Raw genomic sequence first — 21,512 nt, forward strand, 5'->3', positions numbered from 1 at the left:
TGATGAATATGGCAAAAATTGTAGAATCAAAAACCATTGTGGGGTTAGAAGTTGGCACGTCAAAAGTGGTGGCGGTGGTAGGCGAGATATTACCTGATGGCGTAGTGAATGTGCTGGGTTATGGCAGTTGTCCATCTAAAGGCATTGATAAAGGTAGCATTACAGATTTATCTGCGGTGGTGAAATCTATTCAACGAGCCATTGAAAGTGCGGAAGCTGTTGCGGACTGTCAAATTATATCCGTCACCCTTGCGATTACCGGAAAACATATTCAAAGTCTAAATGATAGTGGTCTTGAACCCATTGCCAACAACGAAGTGACGCAAGATGAAATTGATTCCGCTATGCATACCGCAAGTTCAGTTAAATTACCTGAAGGTTTGTCTTTATTGCACGTTATTCCACAAGAATATGCCGTCGATCAGCAACAAAATATTAAGAATCCATTAGGTTTACAAGGCATGCGTTTAAAAGCACAGGCACATTTAATCGGTTGTCATCAAGCTTGGTTAAGTAATCTACAAAAAGCGGTAGAACAGTGCGGTTTAAAAGTAGATAAAGTCGTCTTTTCTGGCTTGGCATCAAGTTATTCGGTGTTAACTGAAGATGAGAAAGATTTAGGCGTTTGCTTGGTGGATTTTGGGGCAGGTTCCATGGATATTATGGTATATACCAATGGAGCATTACGTTACAGTAAGGTGATCCCTTATGGGGGGAATGATATTACTGATTTTGTGGCTCAGAGTTTAACTACATCTCGTCATGAAGCCGAAAATATTAAAATTAATTACGGAAGCGCGGTTAATCCTAGCCAAGATTTAATTGAACATTTTGCCAAGAAAAAGGTCGAAGTAGCAGGACTTGGTGGAACGACTGCACGTACCTTTAGCAAAGCGCAAATTGTAGATGTGACATCAAAATGTTATGCTGATTTGTTGTTTGTGGTAAAAAATGAGTTAGATAATTTACGTCAAGAGCTGATTAAAAAAGATGTTAAAGCGGATTTAATTGCTGGTGTTGTATTAACCGGTGGTGGGGCGAATATGGAAGATATTGCAAAATGTGCCACGGAAATTTTTGGGTTTCATGTGCGTGTTGGTCATCCATTGAACATCACAGGATTAACGGATTATGTGAATAAACCACAATATGCGACTGTACTCGGTTTATTACAGTATAGCCATCATAATGATGAAGAAAATACTCGATTAATAGAGAGTTTTACATCCGAAGGCAGTTTTTTAGGCTCAATTTGGGGTGGAATGAAAGAAATTTTGAAGAAAGTTGGCTCTGAGTTTTGATAATTTTGCATTTTTCATCTACAATAGGAAGAATTTTAGAATAGTTTATGTGCTAGGCTCTTTAGCAGCACCCACGGAGAATATAAATGTTTGACCCGGTACAATATGATTTTGATGACGAAGTCGGTCGCACGCTGATTAAAGTAGTCGGCGTTGGTGGCGGTGGTGGTAATGCCGTTAACCATATGGTGGATAGTTTACTGAATAATGGCGGTTCACTTGTTGGAGAAGATTCTCTTGCGAGTGATGAACATGGTGAAATTATCTTCTATGCGGTAAATACGGATGCTCAGGCTTTACGCAAAAGTAAGGTTCAACAAACTGTACAAATCGGTGCAGAAACCACACGTGGTTTAGGAGCTGGAGCTAATCCAAATGTAGGGCGTAAAGCTGCCGAAGACGATCAAGAGGCGATTCGGGCGATGCTTGAGGGTGCGGATATGGTCTTTATTGCAGCAGGTATGGGAGGTGGTACAGGTACTGGTGCTGCACCTATTGTTGCACAAGTAGCAAAAGAATTAGGCATTCTTACCGTTGCTGTGGTGACTAAACCGTTCTCTTTTGAAGGTAAAAAACGCATGGCGTTTGCGGAATTGGGTATTAAAGAGCTGTCCAAACATGTGGATTCTTTAATTAGTATTCCGAATGAAAAATTATTAAAGGTATTAGGTAAAAATACTACTTTAGTTCAAGCATTTTCTACAGTAAATGATATTCTTCGTAATGCTGTGACAGGTATTTCTGATATGATTACTGCACCGGGATTAATTAACGTTGACTTTGCTGATGTGCGTACTGTTATGTCAGAAATGGGACGTGCTATGATGGGTTCTGGTATTGCCAAAGGTGCATCAAGTGATGGACGTGCTGAAAAAGCTGCTCAAGATGCTGTGGCCAGTCCATTATTGGAAGATGTTGATTTATCTGGTGCTAAAGGGGTATTAGTCAATATTACCGCTGGTTTAGATTTAGGTTTAGATGAATTCTATGCGGTAGGTGATATTATTCGTTCTTTCGCTTCGGATGAGGCAACCGTAGTGGTGGGTACCAGCTTAGTACCGGAAATGTCAGATGAAATTCGTGTGACTATTGTTGCTACGGGGATTGGTGATGCGGAAGAGCCTGTGGCAGCCGTTACTCAAACAGTGGGTCAGGTAAGACAACCGTCGGGATTACAAGAGCAACAAACTTCAACATATCAAAAGCCACTTGAAACAGCACGACCAACACCATTAAATAATAATGATGTATTTAAACCTGCTTTTTTACGTGGTAATAATAGCTAAAACAAAATGTTAGTCATTTTGTAAAAAGTTGAGAAGATTTATGATTAAACAAAGAACATTAAAACAAAGCATTAAAGTGACTGGTGTGGGATTACACAGCGGTAATAAGGTGACTTTGCATTTACGCCCAGCTGCGGTGAATACGGGGGTGATTTATTGTCGTACCGATCTTAATCCGCCTGTCAGTTTCCCTGCGGATGCAAAAGCTGTACGTGATACCATGCTTTGTACTTGTTTAGTGAATGATGAAGGTGTGCGTATTTCTACAGTTGAACATCTTAATGCGGCTTTAGCAGGCTTAGGCATTGATAATGTGATCATTGAAGTTAACGCTCCAGAAATTCCGATTATGGATGGTAGTGCAAGTCCGTTTATTTATTTATTGCTTGATGCTGGCATCGAAGAACAAAATGCGGCGAAAAAATTTATTCGTGTAAAGAAAACTGTACGAGTAGAAGATGGTGATAAATGGGCGGAAATTAAGCCTTATAGTGGTTTCCGTTTGAATTTCACGATTGATTTTAATCACCCGGCGATTCCAAAAAAATTAAGCCATTACAAATTGGATTTTTCAGCACAAAATTTTGTACAACAAATTAGCCGAGCAAGAACCTTTGCTTTTATGAAAGATATTGAATATCTTCAATCACAAGGTTTGGCTTTAGGTGGTAGTTTGGATAATGCTATCGTATTGGATAATTACCGTGTGCTAAACGAAGATGGTTTACGTTTTAAAGACGAATTAGTTCGCCATAAAATGTTGGACTCTATCGGTGATTTATATATGTGCGGTCACAACCTTATCGGTGAGTTTAGTGCGTATAAATCTGGACATGGCTTAAATAATAAATTATTACGAGCTTTATTAGATAATCAAGAGGCTTGGGAATTTGTGACCTTTGAAGATAAACAAGTCGTGCCAAAAGGTTATATGATAACACAGCAAGTGTTAATTTAATAAAATTGGTTAAAAAGCTATACTTTTTTGAGTATGGCTTTTTTTGTATCTATCATTTCATTTAGAAGGACTTATTATGAAAATTTTGTCAAAAATGACCGCACTTTCTATGGCGTTGCTTGCCGCTTCAGCCATGGCATATCAACAAGATAAGACTTATCATTTTACCGTATTACATACTAATGATTTACACGGACACTTTGCTCCAAATGACAAAGGCGAGTTTGGTTTAGCTGCTCAAAAAACATTAATTGACCAGATCAAAACAGAAGTCGAAAAACAAGGAGGAACAGTGGTCTTACTCAATGCGGGAGATGTGAATACGGGTGTACCAGAATCCGATTCACAAAATGCCGAACCCGATATTCAAGCGATGAATATGGTCGGTTATGAAGCCATGACATTAGGTAATCATGAATTTGATAATCCATTGCAACTACTTGATATGCAAGAGAAATGGGCAAAATTTCCATTCTTGAGTGCAAATATTTACTTGAAAAAAACAGGTAAGCATTTAGTGAAACCTTATACCATTTTAAATAAACAGGATTTAAAAATTGCTGTCGTGGGCTTAACCACAGAAGACACGGCAAAATTAGGTAATCCTGAATATATGAATTTGATCCGTTTTGATGATCCAACGGAAACAGCGAAAAAAGTCTTGGCGGAGTTGGCACAAAATGAAAAGCCAGATGTGAAAATTGCTCTGACCCATATGGGTTATTACTATGATGGTAAATTTGGTTCAAATGCTCCGGGTGATGTATCCATGGCTCGTAAATTGGATAAGGGGGCGTTTGATATGATTATTGGGGCACATACCCATGATCCTGTTTGTGTGGATGAAAAGGGAGTATGGATTGAGGACTACAAACCAACAGATCCTTGTAAACCAGATTACCAAAATGGTAGTTGGATTATGCAAGCTCATGAATGGGGTAAATATGTTGGGCGTGCAGATTTCAGTTTTAAAAATGGTGAATTAAAACTTGAACATTATCAATTAATTCCAGTAAATTTAAAGAAAAAAGTACAAACGGCAGATGGTAAAACCGAATATCAATTTTATACAGAAGAAATTCCACAAGATCCAGAAGTAGCAAAATTAGTTGAATCTTACCAAGCAAAAGGTAATGAATTATTGGGTGAAAAAGTCGGTACTGTCAAAGGTAAATTAGAAGGGGAACGTTCGGTGGTTCGCTTTAAACAAACTAATTTAGGGCGTTTAGTGGCAGAAGTTGAGCGTGACAAAGTGAATGCAGATATTGGGTTGGTCAATTCCGGTATAGTACGTGATTCAATTAATGAAGGCGAAGTGACTTATCGTGATGTGTTGAAAGTATTACCTTTTGGTAATGCAGTAAGTTACGCTGATTTAACGGGACAAGAACTACAAGACTACTTAAACGTGGTGGCATTAAAAGAAACTGATTCTGGTGGCTATCCGCAATTTGTTGGAATTTCCATGGTGGTAGATTATGCCAATAAAACTGTTACGGAGATTAAAGTCAAAGGCGAGCCATTAGATTTGAGCAAAAAATATCGTTTATCTTTGCCAAATTATAGTGCCTCAGGTGGTGACGGCTATCCAGTATTGAAAAATCATCCAACCTATGTGGATTCTGGCTTTATTGATGCAGATGTAATGAAACAATATTTACAAAAGCATTCACCATTGGATGCCAGCAAATTTGAGCCAAAAGACGAGATTATTTATCGTTAATGTTAGCCCTATGCTATAATCGGGTCTGTTGAAATTCATCAGACCCTTATTTTTCTTACAGGATATTGTTATTTTATGGCACAAGATTTAGTTGAAATTCGCCAACAGATTACGCAAATTGACCGTAGTTTACTAAAATTGTTATCGGAACGTCATCGTTTGGCGTTTGATGTGGTGCGGAGCAAAGAAATTACCCAAAAACCCTTACGTGATGAAGAACGTGAGCAAATCTTATTACAAGAATTAGTCAATTTTGCGGAAAGCCAGAATTATCAGCTTGAACCACAATATATTACCCAAATTTTTCAGCGGATTATTGAAGATTCAGTAGTAACACAACAGGTTTATTTACAGAAAAAACTCAACCAACAACGTGAGCAGAATATTCATATTGCTTTTTTAGGCAAACGTGGCTCTTATTCACATTTAGCGGCTCGTAATTATGCCACACGTTATCAAGAACAATTAGTAGAATTAAGTTGTAGTTCCTTTGAACAGATTTTTGATAAAGTCAAATCAGGTGAAGCTGATTTCGGGGTGTTGCCGTTAGAAAATACCACATCAGGTTCCATTAATGATGTGTATGATTTATTACAACATACCGATCTCTCTTTGGTGGGGGAATTAGCCTATCCCATTAAACATTGTGTGCTAGTGAACGAACAACAGGATCTTAGTCAAATTGATACGTTGTATAGTCACCCACAAGTCATTCAGCAATGTAGCCAATTCATTCGTAGTTTGGATCGTGTGCATATTGAATACTGTGAAAGTAGCTCGCATGCCATGGAATTAGTCGCCAGTTTGAATAAACCGAATATTGCCGCCTTAGGTAATGAAGATGGCGGTCATTTATATGGTTTACGAGTATTAAAAACGGATATTGCAAATCAACCCAATAATATCACCCGTTTTATTGTACTGGCGAAAGAACCTTTATCGGTTTCACCGCAAATTGCCAGTAAAACCCTGTTATTAATGACCACTCGCCAACAGGCGGGTGCGTTGGTTGATGCGTTGTATGTGTTTAAGAAACACCAAATTAATATGACCAAACTTGAATCTCGCCCAATTTATGGTACGCCATGGGAAGAAATGTTTTATTTGGAAATTGAAGCCAATATTCATCATCCCAACACCCAACAAGTGTTGCAAGAATTAAAAGAATATAGTACTTTTTTGAAAGTATTAGGTTGTTACCCGAGTGAGATTGTCAAGCCTACCAAGGCATAGATTAGTATGTTCTCTGCCCCTATGGATACTAAATATTATGAAGGGGCAGATTTATTGCTTTAAATCACTAACTCCCCAATTAAACTCCGAGTTTCAAGTTTGACTTCATTTAGCTGAATTTTAACAATATCACCAATTTTATAACAGCGTTCTCCGTTGATATATAAGGCAATTTCATCAGAATTGACTTCCATTTCGTCTTTATTCGGGTGAATGGTCGAGGCTGGAATAAACACACTTGCCCCATTTTCTAACAGTTGCACACGTAAACCGCCACGCATTACATCTTGTATTTCCGCCTCAAATTGTGGTTTTCCTGCCACTTTTTCATTCAAATAACGGCAATATAACCAATCGGCAATATCCCGTTCTACTAAGCGATTTTGACGGCGTGATTCTTGCAGACGTGCCAAAATGTCATCTGATGGTTTAATGAAAGGTAAGTTCTCTCCTTGCTGGTTGGCTATCGCGGTTTTGATTAAGCGATGATTAACCATATCGGAATATTTGCGGATTGGGGATGTCCATGTGGCATAACCTGTTAATCCTAAGCCAAAGTGCGGTGCTAATTCTGCTTTAAATTCGGCAAAGGTTAAGAAACGACGTAGGCGGAATTCGTAATAATCGCCTGCAAATGGTTCAATGTCATGTCGCATTTGGCAATAGCCATTGAGTGTAGTTAAGTTTTCTACGGAATAACGTTGTTCTAATTCTGCTCGATTATCATCATTAGCAAAATTCGCCATTAAGAAATGGTGAGCATTAATCAGAAATTTATTATCAAAACCTTTATGGACGTTGAAAATGCCTGTTTTAGCTTGTTCATCAAGATAATGTGCTGCACAAATATTAGCGATAATCATAGATTCTTCCACGATTTGATTAGCAATACGGCGATGTTCAGCTTTGATGTCTAAAATATGCCCATTTTCTGCAAGCACAAAACTATAATCTGGTTTTTCTTTAAATAATAAACCGTGCGTTTTACGCCATTGAATACGAGCCAACGCAAATTGGTGTAAATTGTTGACCTGTTCTGCTATTTCCGTTGTTTCAGGTTGCCACGCATTAGGTTGTTGCTCCAGATAATTAGATACCTTGTTATAAGCCAGTTTCGCTTTGGATTGCACATAAGCGGAAACAAAATAAGGTTGGTTAGTGATTTTTCCCTTAAGATCGGTTTCAATATAACAAACTAAGGCTGGGCGAGTTTTATTTGGCATTAAAGAACAAAGATCGTCTGATAATTCCCGTGGCAGCATAGGAATGTTAAAGCCAGGTAAATAATTGGTGAAACAGCGTTGTTTGGCATCTTTTTCAATTTGTGAATTGACATCAATATAAGCAGTCGGATCAGCAATCGCCACCACTAAACGCCAGCCTGTTTGTGCATTATTTTGCTCGATCTTTTCGATATATAAAGCATCGTCCATATCCTGCGTGGTTTCGCTGTCAATGGTGACAAAATGAAGTGCGGTTAAATCTTCACGAGTTTGTTGATCGAGCATAGCATAGCTATCCTGTCCTTGCACGGGGTAGCGAGATTGTTGATGACGAGCCAAAGTAACCCACCACGGAGCAAATTCATCCTCTGCATGGCAAATAAATTCGCTGACCTGAGCAAATAAAAAACGATCATCACGTAGTGGGTGGGTTTTAAGGGTTGCTACTACCCAGTCGCCTTCTTTTAATTGTTCAGGTACGGATTTTAATTGAACGGCACCGATCGGCTGATTAATATTAGGGTGATCCACTAACACTTGTAATTTATTGTCTTTATTAAACCGCACTTTAGCGATAAAACGGGTTAACAGGGTTTCGACTAATTCTTCAGGAACGGCTTGTTTTTTGTCGCCCACTTCTTCGATCACTGCTTTAATCTTGTCGCCATGTACCACTTTTTTCATATCTGGTGGAGCAATAAAAAAGGTGTCTTTATCAGTTTCGAGGAAACCATAGGCTTTATCTGTACCTTTTACCGTGCCTTCGACACGTACTTTGCTATCGTGAAGTTGTTGTTTGAGTTGAGAGAGTAGAGGATTGTTTTGAAACATTTTTATTGTCTTATAAAATAATATACGGGCGAACACATCGGTTCGCCCATACAAAAATACGAAAAACTAGGTTTATTCTTCGCCTAATTCGCCCATTGCGGTGATACTAAAGCCTGCATCAACGTGCAAGATTTCGCCTGTTACGCCAGAGGCTAAATCAGAACATAAGAATGCAGCAGAATTGCCTACGTCATCAATGGTCACGGTACGGCGTAATGCGGCGGTGTTTTCAAATGCTGCTAACATTTTCTTGAAGTTTTTAATACCAGATGCTGCGAGCGTACGGATTGGACCAGCGGAAATAGCGTTCACACGAATACCGTCTTTACCTAAATCTGCCGCCATTACACGTGTTGCAGCTTCAAGCGAGGCTTTGGCTAAACACATGACGTTATAGTTTGGAATCGCACGTTCTGCCCCTAAATAAGACAGGGTTAAAAGAGCAGCATTTTGATTTAACAAAGGGCGAGCAGCTTGAGCCATTGCTACAAAGCTATAGGCACTAATATCGTGAGCAATACGATAGCCTTCACGAGTCGCTGCATTTACATAGTCACCATCTAATTGGTCACCTGGTGCGAAAGCAATAGCATGCACAAAACCATCAAATTTTTCCCAACTTTTGCTTAATTCCGCAAAGCAGTGTTGAATACTTTCATCAGTTGCAACGTCTAATGGCAACACAATATTTGAACCAAATTCTTTGGCAAATTCTTCCACCCGTGGTTGTAATTTATCGTTTAAATAAGTGAAAGCAAGTTCAGCACCCTGTGCTTTCATGGCTTTTGCAATACCATAAGCAATGGAACGGTTGCTAGCAAGACCAGTAACTAAAATTCGTTTACCTGTTAAGAAACTCATAATCTATCCTAATTGATGTTTAAAATGTGATTGAAAAACTTGTCTAGTATAAGGCAAAAACACAAGAACGCAAAGCTGACCTGAATATTATTTCTTTTTATTTAACAGATATAAGGTACCTAATCCTAGGGCGGAGTAGGTCAACCCTTTTGCGGATAACAATTTGCGATTGAGTAATGAAAGAAATAATGCTCGGATTGCAGGTTGTGCTAATGTGGAACCTACATGTTTAATTTGATCCAGTGGGTAGGCAATAGTTTGCTGAGTATGTTGCCCCTGCGCTAATAATTTTATGCGTAATGCGTCGCCTTTTAAGATTAGCAATTCTTTTTCTTCGGTTAATGGATCTTTCATTTTTTCCACCTATTGATTCGAATTAGAACGGTTGGCCAGTTGTTTTAGCGTGGCAATATCTAATTTTACTTCTTCAAGTGTGCTTTGCATAAAACTGCGTTGTTTTTTTAAGCTATTTAAAATCACAAAAATCAAGATAATAATAAATAATAATGTCATTCCACTAATGCTAGAAAAGGCAATTAAGCGTTGGTTAGGGTCATCGAAATAGGCATTTATCGCAAATAGTCCACTCATTAATGCTATAAATAATAATACGATCAGTATTAATACTGAGATCAGCACCGACACTAAGTGTCGAGTATGTTGGTTTAGTTCGATACGTGCCATCTCTAAGCGAACTTGAGCTAATTCAAGTGTTGTAATGAGAATATTCTTTACGCCGGTTTTGATATTTTGAATGGCTTGCATCAGATCTCCTTAGAAAATAATATAAATTGAGTTGCTTGAAACCAAGCAACTCAGATCTAATGATAAGATCTCGTGATTATTTTTTGCTAACTAAAACGCCAAGTAATAATCCGATCACACCTGCTACACCAATCGCTTTATATGGATTGTCTTGTACGATAGAGTCGGTTTGTTTTACTACTTGTTTTGCACTTGCCACGGCATCTTTAGCACTCGCAATAGCGTCTTCTTGTAAACTCGCAAATTTTTCTTTTGCATCACCGACACGAGAACTTAATTTCTCTTTTAATTTTTTCAACTCAACTTCGCCAGATTTACTTTTTTCGTTGAATAAATCTTCAGCGTTAGTAAGAATGTCACGAATTTCATCTAATAGTTCTTCACGTTTTTTATCGAATTGACTCATAATGCTCTCCTTATTTATTTTATTGTTTTTAATATCTAGTCATCGGTTGGTTAATGACTAGACACTTTTATAATAAACATACTTTTAGCTGAAAGTCAAATTTTGCTAAGAAATAATATTATGATTTATCAGGAAAATTTCTTTAAGCTAATATTCAAGAGATTGAATTTTATACGTTTTTTTATGAGGTAAAATAGGATTGCCCAATCGCATTATTGGGTATCGGTAAGTACAAAATTGATGGAATTTTCTGATCAGATAGATTGTGTTAAGCTGGATTATCAATATCCACAAATTCTACATTAACGTCATATTCTATGGCGAGCCATTCCCCTAAGGCTTTTACCCCACAACGTTCTGTCGCGTGATGTCCACAAGCAAAATAATGAATCCCTTGCTCTCTGGCAGAATGGGTGGTTTGTTCGGAAATTTCACCGCTGATAAAGGCATCACAGCCTTGCGAATAGGCGAGATCAATATAGCCTTGACCGCCACCAGTACAAATCCCAACTTTGCGAATTAACCGTGGTGCATTTAGGTTAAATTTTTCCACATCACATGTGACAGGTATTTTACCGAGGACTTGGTTTATGCGTTGGCTGAAATCTTGTGGAGACAGAGGTTCGCGTAAGGTTCCCCACATCGGAATGCTGTTTATGCCTTGTTCTAACGGTTGAAGATGTTCAATGCCTAAGGATTTGGCTAATAACGCATTGTTACCCAGTTCAGGATGAATATCCAACGGTAAATGATAACCGTATAAATTAATGTCATTAACTAGCAAACGTTTAATCCGTTCACCTTTCATACCCCGAATACAAGGATTTTCGCTTTTCCAAAAATAACCATGATGAACTAAAATAGCGTCAGCGTTTTGTTGAATAGCATGATCGATCAAAGCAAGGCTTGCAGTTACGCCGGTAATCATTTTTTTTATCTCGCTTTTACCTTCCACTTGTAAGCCATTTGGTGCATAGTCGGAAATAGCTTGAGCATTAAGTTTTTGATTAATGATTTGTTCTAGTTGAAAATTTTGCATTTTTACACCGCACCTTTTAGGCCTTTCACAGGTTGAATTTGCTGTATTTTAAATTTGGAATAAAGCAATGCTAACACAAAAATAATCGCTTGTAACAGGATTATACAAGGACCAATATCCGCATTGAGATGAAAACTAATTAAGGTGCCTAAGAAACTGGATAATACCGAACTAATCATAGCAATGGCAATCATATAATCGAATTTTTTGGTCAACATAAACGCAGTAATACCCGGTGAAATTAACATAGCGACGACTAAAATGACGCCGACCACTTGCATCGCTTCCACAATGGTGAGTGCTAATAGGGCAAGTAAACCATAGTGCAATACTCTTGGGGATAAACCTGCTACTCGTGCGTGACTTGGATCAAAACAGAAAAGGAGAAAATCGCGGCGTTTTAATAACATAATCAAAAAGATCACGATTGAAATAAATAGGATTTGTATAAAATCGTGCAATCCAACACCAAGTAAATTACCAAATAAAACATGGGTTAAATGTTGATCGCTTTCGACTTTCACAAATAATACTAAACCAAAGGCAAACATCCCTGAAAACACAATTCCCATTACTGTGTCCTCTTTAATTCGGCTGTTTTCCTTTAAATAACCTATGGCTAAAGCGCAAAATAAACCGGAGAGAAATGCCCCCAGCATCAAGGGCAAGCCACAAATATAGGCAAGTACAATGCCGGGTAACACCGCATGGGAAATGGCATCACCCATTAATGACCAGCCTTTTAAGACCAAATAACAAGACAGAATGGCACACACAATTGCGACCACAATCGCTGTGGCTAATGCCATTTGCATAAAAGGGTAAGAAAGTGGTTCAGCAAACCAGTTGATCAGCCCATTCATTAGACGTTCTCCTGTGTTATCGGCAATTTATTTCTCATTAATACGCCGTATTTAGGTGAGAAAAAGAACGCCAATAAGAATAGCAACGTTTGTAAGCAAATAATGACGCCGCCAGTAGCGCCATCTAAGAAATAGCTAATATAGGCTCCAATGATACTGGTACTAATGCCTAGGCAAACTGCAATAATAATCAGTTTATGGAATTTATCCGTGAGTAAGTAAGCCGTTGCACCGGGTGTTACCACCATTGCAATCACTAAAATTGCGCCAACGGTTTGTAATGCCGCCACAATACACGCACTTAATAAACTGAAAAATAATACTTTATAACGATAAGGGGATAAGCCTACCGAAATAGCTTGGATTTCATCAAAGAAAACCAACAATAGATTTTTCCAAAATAACAGTAATAAGATCGTGCTAATCACTGTAATGATCGCGATTTGTACTGCATCTTCATCCGAAATGCCTAAAATATTACCTAACACAATACTTTCTACATTCACAGAAGTCGGGTTGAGTGAAACAATTAATAAGCCTATGGCAAAAAATGTAGTAAAAATAAAGCCGATAATCGCATCTTCTTTTAATTTGGTAATGGATTTGACCCAAAGAATCGAAAGTGCGGCTAAAATACCGGAAAAAAATGCCCCCACTGAATAAGGTAAGGATAAAGAATAGGCAATCGCCACACCGGGAACCACTGAGTGAGAAAGTGCATCGCCGATCAATGACCAACCTTTCAGCATTAAATAAGCGGACAAAAACGCACAGATTCCGCCTACGCCGGCACTGACCCAAATAGCTTTGACCATATAATTATAGCTAAAGGGTTCAAGTAATATTTCTAACATGACGGCGGTTCCTGTTTGTCTTTCTTACTAATCGGTGCTGGGGGATCGATTTTAGTTTGACCATAGAACACAGCGGGGCGTTCATCATCAGTTAATACGGTGACCGCCCGTTCATCTTCATCATCATGTAGATCTTGATTAGCTAATTTAACGTGACGTAGTACACCACCAAATAATGTTTCTAAATTGTGTTGGTTGAAAGTGCTTTCTGTGGAACCGGCAGCGATTACCGTACGGTTAATCATCACCACCTGATCACAGAAATCAGGCACGGATCCTAAATTGTGGGTAGAAACTAAAATGAGATGTCCTTCTTGACGCAGTTGACCGAGTAAATCCACAATGGCATTTTCGGTTTTCACATCCACGCCGGTAAAGGGTTCATCAAGTAAAATCACCTTACTTTGTTGGGCTAAGGCACGGGCTAAAAAGACCCGTTTTTTCTGACCGCCGGACAGTTCACCGATTTGGCGCTCTGCCAAATGTTGAATATCCACACGTTCCATTGCTTGTTGTACTTTTTGTTTATCAAGTGCGGTGGGAATGCGTAGAAAATTCATATAACCATAGCGACCTTGCATTACCACATCATACACTGACACTGGAAATTGCCAATCTACATCTTCACTTTGTGGCACATAGGAAATCAAGTTCTGTTTCAGGGCTTTTTCTACCGGTAAATGGCAAAGTTGAATATTACCCTGTTGATAGCGGATCAAGCCCATGATACTTTTAAACAACGTGGATTTACCGCCCCCATTAACGCCGAGTAAGGCACAGATCGTCCCTCCTTCCAATTGGAACGATACATTTTGAATCGCAATATGTCCATTATTATAACGAACGGTGACATCTTCAACCTGAATGGCAGCGGTAATATTTTGCATTATTTTTCGAATCCTTGTACAACTGTGGATACAGTCGTTTTTAATAAATCAATATAAGTTGGTACAGGACCATCAGCGGTGGAAAGTGAATCCACATAAAGTACACCACCGTATTTTGCCCCCGTTTCTTTGGCTACTTGTTTCATTGGTTTATCTGAAATCGTGCTTTCGCTAAAGACTACAGGGATATTATGTTGGCGTACAGCATCAATCACTTTACGCACCTGTTTTGGCGTGCCTTGTTGTTCAGCATTAACCGCCCAAAGATAAAGTTCATTATAACCATAATCTTTTGCGAGATAACTAAATGCCCCCTCACTCGTAACGAGCCAACGTTTTTCTGCTGGCACTTGCATTAATTTCTCACGTAACGGCGCATCTAAAGCTTTAATTTTTTCCATATATGTAGCTGCATTTTTATTGTAGATCTCGGCGTTTGCTGGATCATATTTAATCAACGCATTTTTAATATTTTCAATATAAATTAACGCATTAGATGTGGACATCCAAGAATGAGGATTAGGTTTGCCTTGATATTCCCCCTCATAAATGGAAAGGGGAGTAATGCCCTCTGTTACCACCACAGCAGGGACATTTTTCATATTCTGAAAAAATTTCTCAAACCAACGTTCAAGATTTAACCCATTCCATAGGATCAAATCCGCCGATTGTGCTTGAGCCAAATCTTTTGGGGTGGGCTGATATTCATGAATTTCCGCTCCCGGTTTGGTGATAGAATACACCTCCGCAGCATCTCCAGCAACATTTTGCGCAATATCTTGAATCACCGTAAAGGTGGTGGCTACTTTAAATTTTGCATAGCTACTTGTTGCAGCCGTGGTAAGTAGGGTAACTAACATCAGTTTAGCAAGTTTTTTCATAGCTTCTCCTTAAATAAATGAAATTAAACTTTTGCATGATTTATTTACAACATGGTTCCATAGAACCAAATTGCCCTACGAATTATAAGTATATATTCTATATTGTCAAGCGATAATCATTCTCATTATCATATTGATTCTCATTTAACTAATAGCCGTTTAGCTCATAAGCATTTTGCTGGCTTAGGCAAACCAGCTAATTTAGTCGCTTGTTTAGCCGGACCGTCAGGAAATAAACGTTGTAAGTAACGACTATTACCCTTGTCCATCCCGAGTTTTTCCGCCATCGCTTTGACTAACATGCGGATGGCGGGGGAGGTTTTATATTCTTGATAAAAAGACCGCACAAAGTAAATAACTTCCCAGTGAGCATCGGTGAGCAATAAATTTTCTTGTTTTGCTAGTGCCATCGCCACATCTTCATTCCAGTGATTTAAGTCTAATAGATAACCTGCTGAATCGGTTTTAATTTGAATTTGGTTTACTTCAAGCATACTATTTCCCTACTTTTTTTGTGATTATAACAAAAAAACGCCCCACAATAGGGACGTTTCATCATTATTTTACCAATTGGTTAAACTAATCATCACCACGGAAAATACCAAGTAAATTTAATAGGCTAATGAATAAGTTATAAATTGAAACGAATAAGCTCACTGTTGCTCGAATATAATTGGTTTCGCCACCGTGAATAATATTGCTGGTTTCAAATAAAATTCCTGCTGCCGAGAACAATACAAATAAACCACTCATCGCTACTTGCAATGCGGGCATTTTTAGGAAAATGTTAGCTACCATACCGATTAATAACACGATAAATAAGGCAAACATCATACCCGATAAGAAAGACATATCTTTCTTAGTCGTCAGCACATAAGCTGAGCAAGCAAAGAAAGTGGCAGCCGTTCCACCTAGCGCTAACACAATCGCATCCCCTAAACCTGCCCCCACATAGACATTAAGAATAGGTCCAATGGTATAGCCTAAAAATCCTGTAAAGGCAAAAACTGCCAAAATTCCCGCCGCACTATTGGCTAACGCATTAGTTAAGAATAATAAAACATAAAAGCCTACTAACATCACGATAATACCCGGATAGGGTAAATTTAATGACATTGAAATATAAGCCATTACCGCTGCAAAAGCTAAAGTCAAGCTTAATAAAAAGTAAGTGTTACGTAACACTTTATGTGTTTGAAGTAGAGATTCGCTTTGCTCGCGACCGCCTAAAACAATTCGGGATTGATGTTGCATAAGTTGTTTTCCTTATAAAATAATAAAAGTAACTATCGTTAAATTAATGTTAAATGAATGAAAAGTCAAAGTATTTCGATCTTATCGATCTATAATATGGTTTTTGTATAAAATATCAACTGTTAAAGCTAAAATAAAAGTAATCTACCAGTATGATAATTTTATTTCCTATGACTTAATAAAAATATCCAGTAATACGCTTATCTAAGCATTACCCAACCATCATCGACCCAGTTGCAAATACTGTCTATTAATAAAGCAATATCAATATCGTCATCTGTTAACTGTTGAATTGCCGATAAATCAAGCTGTTCACCATCCGCAAGGGCTTTTAAAATGGCTTTTTCCAATGGGTTTAACTCATCTAACCATTCACCATTGGCGTAAATTTCTAATTCAGGTTGCTCAAGGTAAGCCAGTTTACAATTATTATCCTGTGAAATCACTGCACTTTCGTCTTGCAATAATGCCAGAATTTCATCAGGATCTGCCATATCATCAGACACCAACATTTCATAACGGCGTGCTGTGACGGTTTGGGCGAGAGCCTGTTGGAACAAGCGATCAAATTCTGCCGATTGAGCCAATTTTTCAATCAGTTGGGCTTTTATCACTTGAATTTCAGGTTGTCCTAGTTTGCCTGTGGCTTGTGGCGTTTGCTCCAAACGCAGTGGCAATAAAAAGGTGGAAAGATCAATGTCAGGATTTTTATGGCAGAACCCTTTATTCACATTGTCTAAAATATCGCTCAAATTGGGGTAACGCAAGCCGAAAGAAAAGGTTAAACAATCGCTTTCTGCCACGCCAAAATGTGCCATTCTGGCAGGAACATAGAGAATATCGCCGGGATTCATCACTTCATCAATCACCAACTCACCCATATCATCAAAAATACGGATCGGCTGATTGGGTTTAAATTCGGTACAAGGATCACACCATTTGCCCAGTTGCCAACGGCGTTGACCGTAACCTTGTACAAGGAATACATCATATTCATCATAATGTTTCCCCACCGAACCGCCTTTGGGGGCGTAAGATACCATAATATCGTCCCGTTGCCATTGGGGAATAAAGCCAAAGGCATTCCAAAGATCACCGAGTTCCGTTGACCATTGTTCTAAATTTTGCACTAGCACTGACCAGCGTGCAGGCAAATTGTCAAAATCCTGTTCTGAAAGCGGACTAAAACTCACTTTCCAATCATCATCGGCATAGGTTTTTACCAGCCGTGCCGTGACATCTTCATTTTGTGCCAATTTAATAATATCTTCTGGCTCAAATTGCCCCACAATTTGTGGCAAGCCATTACGAATAATTAACGGTTTTTTCTGCCAATAATCACGTAGGAAAATCTCTGGGGTGATGTGTTCGGGTAAGCAATAGTTAGTCATTTTGTTCTTCCTTTTTTAATGTGCTTTTTTATGCTGTTCTTTTTCTGATTTCTTCTTCTCCGCTGCTTCTTTCGCCTGTTCTTCCGCTCGTTTACGGCGGATTTCTTTTGGATCAGCGAGCAATGGTCGGTAGATTTCAATGCGATCACCATTATTGACAGGATCGGTGAGTTTCACAGGGCGACTAAATATCCCTACCTTGTTTTCTCGCAAATCAATGTCAGTATATTGTTGTAAAATGCCTGATTGTAAAATGGCAGCTTGTACCGTAGTACCTTGTTTTACCTGTAATTTCTTTAAGAAATAGGATGTTGGGTAGGCGTAAGCTATTTCAATTTCAATGTTTGTTTCTGTGTTTTTTTCGGTTTCTGTCATACTAGGGAGTGTTTATTGTGTAAAAAGTTCTTTCCAAATTTTCTGAATAAATAACCGCACTTCGCTAAATTCACTGGCATCCACGATGGTTTTCACACCGAGTAAATTTAACTGATGAATACGGTTGCGTAAGCTAGTGTAGCAATGTTTGAGCTGTTCCGCCGTTTCTAGGCTGATAACCTGAAATTCTGCCATTTGCTCAAAAATTCGCACATTATCTGACCAATAGGCTAACGCCACATTGTTTGGGGCATTGGCGAGTACCAAATATTGAGCGATAAATTCAATGTCTGTAATGCCGCCTTGATCGGTTTTAATGCTGAATTTTTCGGGATCGTGGTTGGCTAAATGCTGGTACATTTTATCACGCATTTCCAATACGTCTGTTTTTAATTTTTGCAAATCTCGTGGGGTCGCCAAAATTTCCGTGCGAATTTGCTCAAATTGTTGGCGTAATTTTGGCTCGCCATACACAGCTCTTGTGCGTACTAAAGATTGATGTTCCCACGTCCACGCATCGTTTTGTTGATATTTTTTGAACGCATCAAAAGAATTACACAGCAAACCTGCATCGCCAGAGGGTCGCAGGCGTAAATCCACGTCATACAGCACGCCAGCACTGGTGTTCATACTAAAAATACTGACGATTTTTTGGGCAAGGCGTAAATAAAATTGGAAATTATCCACGGATTTTTTGCCGCCTGCGGTTTGTCCTTGCACGCCGTCATACAAAAACACCAAATCCAAATCGGATTTATAGCCCAATTCAATGCCCCCGAGTTTGCCGTACCCCACCACCACAAAGCCTTTTTCGTTGTCGCTTAAATGAGTCGGTGTACCAAAACGAGCGGTCACTTGTTGCCACGCCAAATTCACTACCGCTGCAATAATGGCTTCGGCTAAATAGGTGAGATGATCACTCACTTTCATAATTGGCAACACGCCGAGAATATCCGCCGCCGCAATGCGGAGCAGGGTAATTTGCTTAAATTGACGCAAAGCGTACAGGATTTGTTCTTCGTCATCAGGTGGCAAACGCAGCAAATATTGTTGTAATTCAGTAGGATATTGCTCAAAGTGCGGTGGATTTTGTAGGCTTTTTTGATCGAGTAATTCGTCCAACAAAATCGGGTGGCGAGCCACTTGTTTGGCAATCATTTTGGATTGGGAACAGAGTGACAGCAGTTGGGTTAGCACCTGCGGATTTTCCAATAACAGCTCTAAATAGGTGGTGCGAGAGAGAATTTGCTCCACAATATTTAACATGCGTGGCAACAGGGTTAAATAGGCATCGTGACTAAAAATTTGGCGAAATAATAGGGGCAATAATTTATTTAGGGTTTCTTGCCCACGGTTGCCAATGACACGGCGTTCAAGCTCGTGGCGGAATTTGTGTAAATGGTCTAAAATGTCGTCAAAATGAGCTTCAGGAATGTTCTGCTGTGCCAGTAACTGTTCCATTTCCGCTTCATTCATTTCCAGCAAATCTTGCCAGCCGTTGTCGGCATTGCTTTCTGTGGCTTCTTTCTCATCGCCAATTAATTCATCAAAAACGCACCGCACTTTTTGTTGATGTTGTTGTAATATCGCATAAAAACTGTCCCAATCGTGGATAGGATAACGCACAGTTTCGGGTTGATTATCCGTATTGAATTGGGTGAATTCTGCACAAGCGACAACCAAACGAGCCTGATCTTGCGGATCGGTGGGTAACAGTTGGGTTTGTTTGTCATTAATGGCTTGCAACACATTTTCTGCACGGCGTAAAAACAAGTAGGCTTGAGTGAGATCGTGGCGTTGCTCAGGCGGTAATAAGCCTAATTTTTCTAATTCTGGCAACAAGTTAAGCAACGAATGTTGTTGCAAGCTGATTTCTCGTCCGCCGCGAATTAATTGGAATACTTGCACAATAAATTCCACTTCACGAATCCCGCCAGCCCCGAGTTTGATGTTATCATTTAAGCCACGGCGGCGAACTTCTCGCTCAATTTTGCCTTTCATTTCACGCAAAGATTGGATCACGCTAAAATCAATATAACGGCGATACACAAAAGGGCGGAGCAGTTGGCGTAAAGCGTGGATATTGGGATCTTGCGGATGGTAGCCCAAAATTCGCCCTTTAATCATCGCATAACGTTCCCAATCTCGCCCTTGTTCTTGATAATAGGTTTCCATCGCCGCAAAACTTAATGCCAACGCCCCACTGTCGCCAAAAGGACGAAGTCGCATATCGGTGCGATACACAAAGCCGTCTGGCGTGAATTGATCCAACGCATTGACTAATCGCTGCCCGAGTCGCACGAAAAATTTTTGATTATCAATGGCTTTGCGACCACCCACAGTTTCGCCTGCCACAGGGTAGGTGAAAATCAAATCAATATCGGAAGAAAAATTCAGCTCAAAACCCCCGAGCTTGCCCATACCCAAAATATACAGTTGTTGCGGATTGCCTTGCTCATCGCAAGGTGTTCCCATTTCTTGACAGGCTTGTTTATATAGCCAATCTCTTGCCCCAATAATCAGGCTTTCGGCTAATTGCGAGAGAAGAATAAAAATTTGTTCCACCGTGCCGATATTTAGACTTTGGCAAATGCTTAACACCGCCATTTCACGATTGCGGAATTGACGTAAGATTTTATAAAACTGTTCTTCGTTATCCGTTTGATTTAATTCGTTATTTAAACGATGGAAATATTGCTCACCGTTAGGCAAATCAGGCAAATGTTCTAAACATTCTGCTAAAAAGTGCGGTTGTTTTTTAAAGACTTCTAACAAGAAATCTGACATGGCGACCGCATGGCTTAATTTGTCTAAAAGTGCGGTGTTTTTTTCGGCTGTTTTTTCGGGGAAGTGGGTTTGGATAAGGTGTTGTAGTTTTTCTGAATTTGTCATTTTTTCCCCGTACTAGCGTACGGGGTTACGCATGGTGTCGCTACGCCGTAGCTTAATAGATCGAAGAGAGATACCGAGCATCATTACTTACTTACCCTGCACGAGAATGCAGGATAACGCTAATTTACATTTTCTTCTGCCGGTTTATGTAATTTGCTTAATTTCGCTAACCCTTGATCACAACTTTTAATTTGGGTTGCTATTTCCATTTCTAAAATTTGTTTTTTGCTTTGGTTGAGCTTATTTTGAATTTTGTTTAGCTGGGTGTGGGTGCCGGGTTGGCGTTGGGCTTCAGTAAACAATTTTTCGGTTTCTTGAAAAAGTTTTTCGCATTGTTCTGGTATTTTATTTGTATCAGCAGCGGAAACGGAAAAACTAGACATTAATGCGACCGCAAGCGTTAAGCATAGCTTAGTCAATGTTGTTATTTTAGTCATGCTATGGATTGTCCTTTGATTCATTAAGTCAGAATAGTGTAAATTGAGTACA

General features: G+C 39.2%; 21 protein-coding genes. 5 read left to right on the forward strand and 16 right to left on the reverse strand.

Features of this window, described 5'->3' with window-relative positions:
* The first annotated feature begins 8 nt into the window (after window positions 1–8).
* The 5 genes from ftsA (at window position 9) to pheA (ending at window position 6,501) form a co-directional block, all read left to right on the forward strand.
* Window positions 9–1,301, forward strand: coding sequence for a cell division protein FtsA (gene ftsA, locus O1Q79_RS01585; protein ID WP_386692643.1), 1,293 nt, complete (start codon window positions 9–11; stop codon window positions 1,299–1,301).
* Between the two features lie 86 nt (window positions 1,302–1,387).
* Window positions 1,388–2,587 carry a cell division protein FtsZ gene (gene ftsZ, locus O1Q79_RS01590; RefSeq protein ID WP_386692644.1) on the forward strand — a complete coding sequence of 400 codons (1,200 nt, stop codon included), beginning with the start codon at window positions 1,388–1,390 and terminating at the stop codon, window positions 2,585–2,587.
* A 40-nt stretch (window positions 2,588–2,627) separates the two neighbouring features.
* Window positions 2,628–3,545 carry a UDP-3-O-acyl-N-acetylglucosamine deacetylase gene (gene lpxC, locus O1Q79_RS01595; RefSeq protein ID WP_386689853.1) on the forward strand — a complete coding sequence of 306 codons (918 nt, stop codon included), beginning with the start codon at window positions 2,628–2,630 and terminating at the stop codon, window positions 3,543–3,545.
* Window positions 3,546–3,621: 76 nt separating this feature from the next.
* Window positions 3,622–5,268: a bifunctional UDP-sugar hydrolase/5'-nucleotidase UshA gene (gene ushA, locus O1Q79_RS01600; RefSeq protein ID WP_386692645.1), complete on the forward strand. Its 1,647-nt coding sequence runs from the start codon at window positions 3,622–3,624 to the stop codon at window positions 5,266–5,268.
* A gap of 75 nt (window positions 5,269–5,343) precedes the next feature.
* Complete coding sequence (pheA, locus tag O1Q79_RS01605) at window positions 5,344–6,501, forward strand: prephenate dehydratase (RefSeq protein WP_386692646.1); 1,158 nt, start codon at window positions 5,344–5,346, stop codon at window positions 6,499–6,501.
* Window positions 6,502–6,560: 59 nt separating this feature from the next.
* Here pheA and rnb read toward each other — a convergent pair whose 3' ends face one another.
* From rnb to O1Q79_RS01685, 16 genes are all read right to left on the reverse strand, one after another.
* A complete protein-coding gene (gene rnb / locus O1Q79_RS01610; RefSeq protein WP_386692647.1) occupies window positions 6,561–8,555 on the reverse strand; it encodes an exoribonuclease II in 1,995 nt (664 codons plus the stop codon).
* Window positions 8,556–8,627: 72 nt separating this feature from the next.
* On the reverse strand, window positions 8,628–9,416 hold the full coding sequence (locus tag O1Q79_RS01615) for an SDR family oxidoreductase (protein ID WP_386692648.1): 789 nt from the start codon (window positions 9,414–9,416) through the stop codon (window positions 8,628–8,630).
* An 87-nt stretch (window positions 9,417–9,503) separates the two neighbouring features.
* The gene (locus tag O1Q79_RS01620; RefSeq protein WP_386692649.1) at window positions 9,504–9,770 is read right to left on the reverse strand and encodes a hypothetical protein; all 267 of its coding nucleotides are present in this window, start codon (window positions 9,768–9,770) and stop codon (window positions 9,504–9,506) included.
* Between the two features lie 9 nt (window positions 9,771–9,779).
* A complete protein-coding gene (locus O1Q79_RS01625; protein WP_386692650.1) occupies window positions 9,780–10,181 on the reverse strand; it encodes a phage holin family protein in 402 nt (133 codons plus the stop codon).
* A 76-nt stretch (window positions 10,182–10,257) separates the two neighbouring features.
* A complete protein-coding gene (locus O1Q79_RS01630) occupies window positions 10,258–10,590 on the reverse strand; it encodes a YqjD family protein (protein ID WP_386693322.1) in 333 nt (110 codons plus the stop codon).
* 265 nt (window positions 10,591–10,855) lie between these two features.
* Window positions 10,856–11,626 carry a Nif3-like dinuclear metal center hexameric protein gene (locus O1Q79_RS01635; protein ID WP_386692651.1) on the reverse strand — a complete coding sequence of 257 codons (771 nt, stop codon included), beginning with the start codon at window positions 11,624–11,626 and terminating at the stop codon, window positions 10,856–10,858.
* Window positions 11,627–11,628: 2 nt separating this feature from the next.
* The gene (locus O1Q79_RS01640; protein WP_386692652.1) at window positions 11,629–12,489 is read right to left on the reverse strand and encodes a metal ABC transporter permease; all 861 of its coding nucleotides are present in this window, start codon (window positions 12,487–12,489) and stop codon (window positions 11,629–11,631) included.
* Window positions 12,489–13,343 carry a metal ABC transporter permease gene (locus O1Q79_RS01645; RefSeq protein WP_386692653.1) on the reverse strand — a complete coding sequence of 285 codons (855 nt, stop codon included), beginning with the start codon at window positions 13,341–13,343 and terminating at the stop codon, window positions 12,489–12,491. The genes O1Q79_RS01640 and O1Q79_RS01645 overlap by 1 nt, the downstream gene beginning before the upstream one ends.
* Window positions 13,337–14,230, reverse strand: coding sequence for an ATP-binding cassette domain-containing protein (locus tag O1Q79_RS01650; RefSeq protein WP_386692654.1), 894 nt, complete (start codon window positions 14,228–14,230; stop codon window positions 13,337–13,339). Before O1Q79_RS01650 ends, O1Q79_RS01645 begins: the two co-directional genes overlap by 7 nt.
* A complete protein-coding gene (locus O1Q79_RS01655) occupies window positions 14,230–15,111 on the reverse strand; it encodes a metal ABC transporter substrate-binding protein (RefSeq protein ID WP_386692655.1) in 882 nt (293 codons plus the stop codon). The genes O1Q79_RS01650 and O1Q79_RS01655 overlap by 1 nt, the downstream gene beginning before the upstream one ends.
* A gap of 164 nt (window positions 15,112–15,275) precedes the next feature.
* The gene (locus tag O1Q79_RS01660; RefSeq protein ID WP_386692656.1) at window positions 15,276–15,605 is read right to left on the reverse strand and encodes a TusE/DsrC/DsvC family sulfur relay protein; all 330 of its coding nucleotides are present in this window, start codon (window positions 15,603–15,605) and stop codon (window positions 15,276–15,278) included.
* An 85-nt stretch (window positions 15,606–15,690) separates the two neighbouring features.
* Window positions 15,691–16,365 carry a Bax inhibitor-1 family protein gene (locus tag O1Q79_RS01665; RefSeq protein WP_386692658.1) on the reverse strand — a complete coding sequence of 225 codons (675 nt, stop codon included), beginning with the start codon at window positions 16,363–16,365 and terminating at the stop codon, window positions 15,691–15,693.
* A gap of 200 nt (window positions 16,366–16,565) precedes the next feature.
* Window positions 16,566–17,756 carry a JmjC domain-containing protein gene (locus O1Q79_RS01670; RefSeq protein WP_386692659.1) on the reverse strand — a complete coding sequence of 397 codons (1,191 nt, stop codon included), beginning with the start codon at window positions 17,754–17,756 and terminating at the stop codon, window positions 16,566–16,568.
* Between the two features lie 15 nt (window positions 17,757–17,771).
* Complete coding sequence (locus O1Q79_RS01675; protein ID WP_386689894.1) at window positions 17,772–18,131, reverse strand: RnfH family protein; 360 nt, start codon at window positions 18,129–18,131, stop codon at window positions 17,772–17,774.
* Window positions 18,132–18,143: 12 nt separating this feature from the next.
* Complete coding sequence (gene glnE / locus O1Q79_RS01680; protein WP_386692660.1) at window positions 18,144–21,023, reverse strand: bifunctional [glutamate--ammonia ligase]-adenylyl-L-tyrosine phosphorylase/[glutamate--ammonia-ligase] adenylyltransferase; 2,880 nt, start codon at window positions 21,021–21,023, stop codon at window positions 18,144–18,146.
* 119 nt (window positions 21,024–21,142) lie between these two features.
* Window positions 21,143–21,460: a DUF5339 domain-containing protein gene (locus tag O1Q79_RS01685; protein ID WP_386692661.1), complete on the reverse strand. Its 318-nt coding sequence runs from the start codon at window positions 21,458–21,460 to the stop codon at window positions 21,143–21,145.
* Window positions 21,461–21,512 lie beyond the last annotated feature (52 nt).

The organism is Lonepinella sp. MS14434, assembly GCF_042468235.1.
In the GTDB taxonomy this organism is placed as follows: domain Bacteria; phylum Pseudomonadota; class Gammaproteobacteria; order Enterobacterales; family Pasteurellaceae; genus Lonepinella.